This is a genomic window from Micromonospora sp. NPDC003944, from assembly GCF_053605225.1.
Genome location: NZ_JBSGIV010000051.1, coordinates 45,008 through 52,367 on the forward strand (window position 1 = coordinate 45,008; position 7,360 = coordinate 52,367).

The following is a 7,360-nucleotide window of genomic DNA, read 5'->3' on the forward strand; positions in this document are numbered from 1 at the left end:
AGGATTCACGGGGAGGAATCTCATGACGGACCCGTCGTCGGCGTTCGACGCGCTCACCGGGCGGATCGCCGACATCGAGCGCCGGTTCGCGGGTCTCCGCGACGAGCTGGCCGAGTTGTCCGGCACCGCGGTCGACGAGAGCGGGCTGGTCTCGGCGACCGTCGACGCCACCGGCGCGCTGATCGGCCTCACCCTCGCGCCCGCCGCCCTGCGCGCCGGCACGGAGGGCGTGGCCGAGCTGGTGCTCGACGCGTACCGGCGGGCTCGGGAGGTCGCCGCCACGCACGTCGACGAGCACACCGAGGGGCTTGACGTGGCGCTCGGCGCGGGGCTCAACGACCTGTTCGGCACTCCGGGGGACTTCTCGGCGCTGGGCCGTCTGGAGGAGACCGTGGCCCGGCTCGGGCGGCTGGACGACCGCCTGCCGGGCGCACCGGCGTGACGTCACCGTCGCCGACCTGGCCAGAGATCGCCGCCCGGCTGCGGGACACCGTCGCCCGCTGCGACCGGGACACCGACCTGGAGCTTTCCGCCGGTCCGCGCGGCATCCGGCTGCTGGTGCGCCGCCGGGTCGTGCGGGTGGTCTGCCCCGGCCACGACGAGGCACGCCTGGCCGCGCTCGGCTGGCACCGCCCGACCGGCGACGAGGGCTGGTGGTACGAGGCACCGCGCACTCCGGAGCAGGTCGAGCGGCTCAGTGCGTTCGTGACCCGTACCGCCGCCGAGGTGTTGACCGACGAGCCCGGCGCACTCTCCTGCCGGGCGCTGCCGGCTGCCGCACGCCCTGCCCCCGAGCCCGCCCTCGAGACCCGCCCATCGGCCGGGGCGACAGCGGCCGGGGGCGCGGAGCCGGCGGTGGTGGCGGTGCTCACCGCGGCCGTCGTGCGGCGTGACCTGCCTGGCTACCTCGCGGCGCTGGCCGCCGCCACGGTGTGCCTCCCGCTGGCCGGGGAACCGTCGCCGGATGCCGACTTCCCGTGGACGGTGCTCAACGACGCGTCAGGCGCGCCGCTGCTGCCGGTCTTCACCTCGCCAGAGGCGCTCGGCGCGTTCACCGGGGACGGGGTGCCGTTCGTCGCGCTGCCCTGCGCCGAACTGTTCGAGGACTGGCCGGACCCGTCCTGGGGCCTGGCGGTAGACCCGGGCAGCCCCCAGGCGCTAACCCTGGCCGCCCCAGCCCTGGCCGCCCTCCTGACAGCAAACCTCCCCACCCCCTGACCCAACGCGCCGCCCCCCGCCCTGCCCGAGCCCTCGCCCCACCGCCAAGCCCTAGCCCACCGCCAAGCCCCGCCCCACCGCCCCCGTCGATCATGGAGTTGTGGTGCCTGATTCGACCCAGCTCGGGCTCTTCGTCCCCCACCACAACTCCATGATCGACGGGGCCCTGCGGGCTGGCACGCGCCGGAGGTGGGGGCTTCGGGGCGGGGAGGATCGCTCGCTGGTTCGCTGCGTCGATCTTGCAGTTTCGGTTGGCGCTATGGGATGAGGTGTCGCTTTTGTTGCGACAGGAAGTGCAAGATCGGGGCGGGGGCGGGGCGGTGGGGGGCGGGGGGTGCGGGGGGCGCTTGGGGGCTTGGGGTGGGGGCGGGCGGGGTTGGGGCGTTGTTGGTCACCCTGGAGGGGGTGGCGAACGGTCGCTGGGCTGGGCAGCATGGGTGGCATGGACTACGAGTACGCGCCGCTGCGGTTGCCGCCGAACGTCGACCGGTTGACCGCCGCGGCGCAGTTGGCGATCCAGGCGGAGTTCTCCGGATGGGAGTTGGCCCGGGTGCGGCTGTTCCGGGACGGCACGCGCCAGGTGATGCTGCGGCGGCGGCGGGTCAACCAGCCGCAGCCGGGCCTGTCGTACTGAGCGTCGTCGCCCGGGGCCCGTGTAGGCCCCGGGCGCACGCTCGCCCTAGTGCTGGTGCCCGGCGTGGTCGTGGTCGTCGTCGAGCTCCAGGAACGGGTGCTCGTCGAGCCGACCGACCAGCCGGTCGTCGACCGCCGGCTGGAACGGGCCGACCGCGTCGTCGTCGTCGAACGACTCCAGGTCGACAGGGGTGCCGACCTCGCTGACCATGACCACCCCGTCGAGCGGTTCCAACTCGGGGACGTCCAGCGCGCCGAGCGAGCCGTCGCCGCTCTGCAGCAGCTCCAGCACCGCCTCGCCGACGCCCTCCACCGGCGCCGGCTCGTCGTCCTCCGGGGTGCCCTCGCGGCGGGCCGCCTCGGCCACGCGCAGCAGCGCGGACACGCTCGGCACCCGGTAGTCGCGACGCTGGCGTACCGAGATCACCCGGGGGTGCGGGTCGCTGGCCTCGGCGCCCTCGCCGCCGCCGAAACGCTCGTCGGCCTCGTCCGGGTCGATCGAGTCGACATCCCACGGCGTCACCTCGCCGAAGGCGTCGAGCAGCCGCTCGTCGTACGCGAAGGAGGCGTTGTTCAACGCCACGTACGCCTGCCAGACGTCGTCGTCGTCGACGCGGCCCTGTGCGGCGCGTACGGCGGCCAGGTGGTGGCGGGCCGCTTCGATCACCCGCTCGAGAGCGGCGTCCAGCTCACCATTCTGGTCGGTCATGTGGGGCAGTCCCTTCACGATGGGGAGGTTTGCGCGTCGGCGGCAACGGCCGGACGCGGCTAGCAGGCGCGGAGGAACCGGTCGAGAACCCGCACGCCGAACTGTAGTCCGTCCACCGGAACGCGCTCGTCGATGCCGTGGAACAACGCCGAGAAGTTCAGGTCGGCGGGCAGCCGCAGCGGGGCGAACCCGAAGCAGCGGATGCCGAGCTGCGAGAACGCCTTGGCGTCGGTGCCTCCGGAGAGCATGTACGGAACGGGCCGCGCCCCCGGGTCCTCCGCGCGCAGGGCTGCCGACATCGCCTCGACCAGGTCACCGTCGAAGGTGGTCTCCAGGGCCGGCTGTCGCTGGACGTACTCGATGGCGATGTCGGGGCCGACCAGCTCGCGCAGCTGTCGCTCCAGCAGCTCGGACTGGCCGGGCAGGCTGCGGCAGTCGATGGTGGCGGTGGCCCGGCCGGGGATGACGTTGTCCTTGTAGCCGGCGCTCAACCGGGTCGGGTTGGCGGTGTTGCGGATGGTGGCGCCGATGATGTTGGCGATCGGGCCGAGCTTGGCGATGGCGGTCTCCGGGTCGTCCGGGTCCAGTTCGATGCCGAGCAGGTCGGAGACCTCGGTCAGGAAGGCCCGCACGGTGTCGGTGACCACCACCGGGAAGCGGTGCCGGCCGATCCGGGCGACCGCCTCGGCGAGCGCGGTGACGGCGTTGTCGTCGTGCATCATCGACCCGTGCCCGGGGCGGCCCTTGGCGTGCAGCCGCAGCCAGTCGATGCCCTTCTCGGCGGTCTCGATGAGGTAGAGGCGCTGGCTGTCGTTGACCGAGTAGGAGAAGCCGCCCACCTCACCGATCGCCTCGGTGCAGCCGTCGAAGAGGCCACGGTGGTTGTCCACCAGGAAGCGCGCACCGTAGTCGCTGCCCGCCTCCTCGTCGGCGGTGTACGCCAGCACGATGTCGCGCGGGGGTCGGACGCCGGTGCGTTGCCAGTGCCGCACCACGGCGAGCACCATCGCGTCGAAGTCCTTCATGTCGATGGCGCCCCGGCCCCAGAGGTAGCCGTCGCGCAGCTCGCCGGCGAACGGGTCCACCGACCACTCGTCGGCGTCGGCGGGCACCACGTCCAGGTGGCCGTGCACCAGCAGCGCGCCCCGGCTCGGGTCGGTGCCCGGGATGCGGGCCACCACGTTCGCCCGGCCCGGGGCGGACTCGTGCAGGACGGACTCCACGCCCACCTCGGCGAGCTTCTCCGCCACGTACTCGGCCGCGCGGCGCTCGCCGACGCTGGTGTCGTTGTCACCGGTGTTGGTGGTGTCGATGCGCAGCAGGTCGCGGCAGAGGTCCACGACCTCTGCGGTGGGCTCGGGTCGGGCGGAGGCGGCGTCGCTCGTCATCGCCTCTTCATACCAGCCCGGGCAGGTCGACAGGCCGGCGCGGGGGCACGCATCGACGGGTCGGTTTCGCGGCGGTCGCGTTCGGGTACCGCCGCCCACGACCGAACGTCCCCTGCCGGAGCTTCCGCCCGCCAGTCGAGGAGGGCACCATGTCCGCCGTTCCCCTGCCGCCGCTGCCGCCCGCGCCCGTGCCCGAGGAGGGTTACCGTCCCGCCGGTCGCAGTATCGCCGACATCGTCGACCAGGAGCACCGGCAACTGCTGGCGCTGCTGGACCAGCTCTCCGGCCCGGACACCACGCCGCAGGAGGGGCTGGCGGTGCTCACCGCCGCGCTGTCGCGGCACCTGTCCGCCGAGGAGCAGTACCTGCTGCCGGCGGTTCGCGCGGCGCTGCCGACGGCCACCGAACGGGTGGACGCGGAGATCAACGCGGACGCGGCCCTGTTGAGCGCCCTGAAGGGGCTGACGGACGAGGCGCTGAGCGAGGTCGCCGAGCGGGTCCGCCGGCACGTCGACGGGGTGGGCGCGCTGGTCACCGAGCTGCGCGCGGTCGCGACGCAGGAGGAGCTGATCCGGCTCGGCAACCGGCTGGAGATCGCCGAGGAGGCCGCGCCGACCCGGCCGCACCCGAGCACGCCGGCCACCCCGCCGTGGAACCGGATCGTGGAGCCGGCGGTCGGGGTGGTGGACAAGGTCCTCGACGCGGTGACGCGGCGGCCGACCTACCTGGCGGACCTGCCGGAGCCACCGCGCGACAGGTGACCGGCGACAGCCCGCACAATGCATTCATTATCACCGATCCGCTCGGGCTATTCCGCCAGCAGACGCGTAGTCCTACCGTCACCCTATGAACCTGGAGCTGCGTCACCTGCGGGTGGTCTGCGCGATCGCGGAGACGGGAAGTGTGACGAAGGCGGCGTCGGCGCTCGGCCTGGCCCAGCCGGCGCTCACCGCCCAGCTCCAACGCATCGAGCGGACGCTTGGCGGCCCGCTGTTCGACCGGGACCGGCGCGGGGCCCGGCCCACCGCGCTCGGTGAGCTGGTGCTGGCCCGTGCCCGGGTGCTGCTGCCGGCGATGAAGGGGCTGCAGGACGAGGCCGCCCGGCTGGCCGGGGCGGGTGACACGCCGCCCTGCTACCGGTTCGGCGGGGTGAACAGCCCGATCCTGGGTCGGCTGGTGCACCGGTTGGCGGCCGAGCAGCCGCCCGCCCAGATCACCACGTACGCGTCCTGGTCGGTGGACGAGTTGGCGCAGTTGGTGGCCGGCGGTCGACTGGACTTCGCGCTGGCCGGTGTGTGCGGCGACGCCAGCCCGTCGGCCGGGTTCGGGCTGAGCTGGCAGGAGGTGGCTGTCGACCCGGTGCTGGTGCTGCTGCCGGAGACCCACCCTCTCGCGGCGCAGGACGAGGTCCGCCTGGCGGACCTGCGCCACGAGCAGTGGGTGGCCGCGCCGGGTGACGGCTGCTTCGCCGACTGCTTCGCCGCCGCGTGCGCCCGCGCCGGCTTCACCCCCCGCAAGGTGTACGAGACCGACATCCGCGGCTGCGTCGACCTGGTGGACGCGGGCGTGGCGGTGGCCCTGTGCCAGGCGACGTTCCGCCCGGTGAGCGGCCTGGTGACCCGTCAGCTCGCCGGGACGCCGCTGCGCTGGCGACTGCTGCTCGGCTGGCACCCGGACTCCCCCGCCGCCGAGGGCGCCGAGCTGGTGCTGGAGACGGCCAAGGCGGCGTACGTCGACTCGTTGGCGCCGCACCCGGCGTACCTGGCCTGGCTGCCCCGCAACCCGGGGTTCGGCGTCCGGCAGCCGAGTGGGGTCCGGCCGGGCTGAGCGGCAGGTATTCCCGGGCGCTGGCGGTGCGAACCGCCGTGGGCCGGGTATCTGGCGGACATGACCGACCTCTACCCGCCCGCCGACGACCGCGAACTGCTGCGCCAGGCGGCTGCCGCGCACACCGCCGCCACCCGTGCGGTGGAGGCGTTCCTGCGCCGTCTGCCGACGGTGCCCGACCCGGCCGACGTGACCGAGTACGCGAACCTGCTCAGTCGGGAGGACCAGACCCGCGGCGACCGGGACGCCGCCGCCGACGCGGCGGGCCTGACCATCGGCAGCCTGGAGCCCGACCAGGGTCAGTAGTACGCCTCGACGGTGCCGTCCCGGGGTAGGGACGGCACCGTCGTGGGTGGCCTCGCTCAGCGTTCGACGAGCGGGTCGTGACCCAGGTCCAGCAGGGAGTGGCGCCAGGTGTCGTCGGCGTTGCCGCGCGACGGCTTGGCGTCCATCAGCTCGCGGATCCGCTCGACCGCCTCCCGCATGACCTCGATGTCCTCCGGGGTGAGGTCCACCTTGCGCTTGTTGAGCACCTTGAGGATCTCCCGGCCCGGTTGGGGCAGGTCGAGGTTCGGGTTGGGGCTGAACGACTCCTCCCCCGAACCCCTGGTCAACAGCCAGGTCCGCAGTTGCTCCGACGGGACGTTGACCTCGGCGTGGAAGTCCTCCCAGAGCACTTCCACCTCGGGGTCGAGCCGCGCTTCGCGTACCATCAGGTCTCCTCTCCGGGCGGTGGCCCGGACGTCTCCGGGTCGTCCTGGTCGGTCTTGGGGTGCAGGCCCTCCGCGGGCACCCGGGTGCGGCGGGGGTTCGCGGTGGGCGGCGCCAGGATCGGGTCGGGATGGTCGTCCTCGTCCCGGGTCTTCGCGGGCTCCGCGGGCTCGTGCGGGTCCTCGTGGTCGTCGTGTCGCTCCGACCCGCTCATCGCGGGTGGGTGGTCGTGGCGGCGGTGTACCCCCGCTCGCCCGCGGTCACGTCGAAGGTGAGCGCGCCGTCGCGGACGTCCACCGTGACCTTCTGCCCCGGCGAGATCGCCGACTCCAGCAACATCCGGGACAGGTGGTTGTCCACCTCCCGCTGGATCACCCGGCGCAGCGGTCGGGCGCCGAACTCCGGCTGGTAGCCGTGCTCGGCGAGCCAGTCGATGCCGGCGGTGGTGAACTCCACCTGGAGGTCCTGGGCGTGCATACGGCGGCGGGTCTCCTCCAGCAGCAGCGCGGTGATGTCGCGCAGCTGCTCGGCCTCCAGCCGACGGAAGATGATGACCTCGTCGATGCGGTTGAGGAACTCCGGGCGGAAGTTCTCCTGTAGGCGCCGCATGAGCCGCTCGCGCAGCTCGTTGCTCTCCTGCTCGCTGCCGACGTCCCCGGTGCCGAAGCCGACCGAGCGCTGGGCGCCGGTGATCAGCTCGGAGCCGAGGTTGCTCGTCATGATCAGTACGGTGTTCTTGAAGTTCACCGTGCGGCCCTGGCTGTCGGTGAGCCGCCCGTCGTCGAGCACACCGGCGCAGCCTGGTTTCCCGCAGGCCCAGCCTGGTTTCCCGCCGGCGCAGCCTGGTCAGCCGTACGGTGACCCGAACTTCGCC

The 7,360-nt window shown here is 73.2% G+C and carries 10 protein-coding genes and 1 pseudogene; 6 read left to right on the forward strand and 5 right to left on the reverse strand.

Features of this window, described 5'->3' with window-relative positions; genetic code table 11:
• The first annotated feature begins 22 nt into the window (after positions 1-22).
• From ACWER9_RS23225 to ACWER9_RS23235, 3 genes are all read left to right on the forward strand, one after another.
• Entirely contained in the window at positions 23-442 is a 420-nt protein-coding gene (locus ACWER9_RS23225) for a YbaB/EbfC family nucleoid-associated protein (protein ID WP_452303832.1), read from the forward strand.
• The gene (locus ACWER9_RS23230; RefSeq protein WP_452303833.1) at positions 439-1,218 is read left to right on the forward strand and encodes an SseB family protein; all 780 of its coding nucleotides are present in this window, start codon (positions 439-441) and stop codon (positions 1,216-1,218) included. The genes ACWER9_RS23225 and ACWER9_RS23230 overlap by 4 nt, the downstream gene beginning before the upstream one ends.
• Before the next feature lie 442 nt (positions 1,219-1,660).
• Complete coding sequence (locus ACWER9_RS23235) at positions 1,661-1,852, forward strand: DUF5703 family protein (protein WP_039906151.1); 192 nt, start codon at positions 1,661-1,663, stop codon at positions 1,850-1,852.
• Positions 1,853-1,897: 45 nt separating this feature from the next.
• Here ACWER9_RS23235 and ACWER9_RS23240 read toward each other — a convergent pair whose 3' ends face one another.
• Both ACWER9_RS23240 and ACWER9_RS23245 read right to left on the reverse strand, forming a co-directional pair.
• Positions 1,898-2,560: a hypothetical protein gene (locus tag ACWER9_RS23240; protein ID WP_452303834.1), complete on the reverse strand. Its 663-nt coding sequence runs from the start codon at positions 2,558-2,560 to the stop codon at positions 1,898-1,900.
• Between the two features lie 59 nt (positions 2,561-2,619).
• On the reverse strand, positions 2,620-3,948 hold the full coding sequence (locus tag ACWER9_RS23245) for a M20/M25/M40 family metallo-hydrolase (protein WP_452303835.1): 1,329 nt from the start codon (positions 3,946-3,948) through the stop codon (positions 2,620-2,622).
• A 149-nt stretch (positions 3,949-4,097) separates the two neighbouring features.
• Between ACWER9_RS23245 and ACWER9_RS23250 the strand changes: the two genes are divergently transcribed.
• From ACWER9_RS23250 to ACWER9_RS23260, 3 genes are all read left to right on the forward strand, one after another.
• The gene (locus ACWER9_RS23250) at positions 4,098-4,709 is read left to right on the forward strand and encodes a hemerythrin domain-containing protein (protein ID WP_452303836.1); all 612 of its coding nucleotides are present in this window, start codon (positions 4,098-4,100) and stop codon (positions 4,707-4,709) included.
• Positions 4,710-4,794: 85 nt separating this feature from the next.
• On the forward strand, positions 4,795-5,775 hold the full coding sequence (locus ACWER9_RS23255) for a LysR family transcriptional regulator (RefSeq protein WP_452303837.1): 981 nt from the start codon (positions 4,795-4,797) through the stop codon (positions 5,773-5,775).
• A gap of 60 nt (positions 5,776-5,835) precedes the next feature.
• On the forward strand, positions 5,836-6,081 hold the full coding sequence (locus ACWER9_RS23260; RefSeq protein ID WP_030490930.1) for a hypothetical protein: 246 nt from the start codon (positions 5,836-5,838) through the stop codon (positions 6,079-6,081).
• A gap of 56 nt (positions 6,082-6,137) precedes the next feature.
• Here ACWER9_RS23260 and ACWER9_RS23265 read toward each other — a convergent pair whose 3' ends face one another.
• The 3 genes and pseudogenes from ACWER9_RS23265 to ACWER9_RS23275 form a co-directional block, all read right to left on the reverse strand.
• The gene (locus tag ACWER9_RS23265) at positions 6,138-6,488 is read right to left on the reverse strand and encodes a DUF3140 domain-containing protein (RefSeq protein ID WP_357351511.1); all 351 of its coding nucleotides are present in this window, start codon (positions 6,486-6,488) and stop codon (positions 6,138-6,140) included.
• Positions 6,488-6,700 carry a hypothetical protein gene (locus ACWER9_RS23270; RefSeq protein ID WP_452303838.1) on the reverse strand — a complete coding sequence of 71 codons (213 nt, stop codon included), beginning with the start codon at positions 6,698-6,700 and terminating at the stop codon, positions 6,488-6,490. The genes ACWER9_RS23265 and ACWER9_RS23270 overlap by 1 nt, the downstream gene beginning before the upstream one ends.
• Positions 6,697-7,275 (reverse strand): annotated as a pseudogene (locus tag ACWER9_RS23275) (AAA family ATPase); the annotation flags it as partial. The gene ACWER9_RS23270 and the pseudogene ACWER9_RS23275, both read right to left, overlap by 4 nt.
• Positions 7,276-7,360: the final 85 nt, after the last annotated feature.

Bases quoted from the DNA above. Each gene is read 5' to 3' on its own strand.
- ACWER9_RS23250 (WP_452303836.1), top strand. From the start codon at position 4,098: ATGTCCGCCGTTCCCCTGCCGCCGCTGCCGCCCGCGCCCGTGCCCGAG.
- ACWER9_RS23225 (WP_452303832.1), top strand. From the start codon at position 23: ATGACGGACCCGTCGTCGGCGTTCGACGCGCTCACCGGGCGGATCGCC.
- ACWER9_RS23235 (WP_039906151.1), top strand. From the start codon at position 1,661: ATGGACTACGAGTACGCGCCGCTGCGGTTGCCGCCGAACGTCGACCGG.
- ACWER9_RS23260 (WP_030490930.1), top strand. From the start codon at position 5,836: ATGACCGACCTCTACCCGCCCGCCGACGACCGCGAACTGCTGCGCCAG.
- ACWER9_RS23240 (WP_452303834.1), bottom strand. From the start codon at position 2,560: ATGACCGACCAGAATGGTGAGCTGGACGCCGCTCTCGAGCGGGTGATC.
- ACWER9_RS23255 (WP_452303837.1), top strand. From the start codon at position 4,795: ATGAACCTGGAGCTGCGTCACCTGCGGGTGGTCTGCGCGATCGCGGAG.
- ACWER9_RS23265 (WP_357351511.1), bottom strand. From the start codon at position 6,488: ATGGTACGCGAAGCGCGGCTCGACCCCGAGGTGGAAGTGCTCTGGGAG.
- ACWER9_RS23245 (WP_452303835.1), bottom strand. From the start codon at position 3,948: ATGACGAGCGACGCCGCCTCCGCCCGACCCGAGCCCACCGCAGAGGTC.
- ACWER9_RS23270 (WP_452303838.1), bottom strand. From the start codon at position 6,700: ATGAGCGGGTCGGAGCGACACGACGACCACGAGGACCCGCACGAGCCC.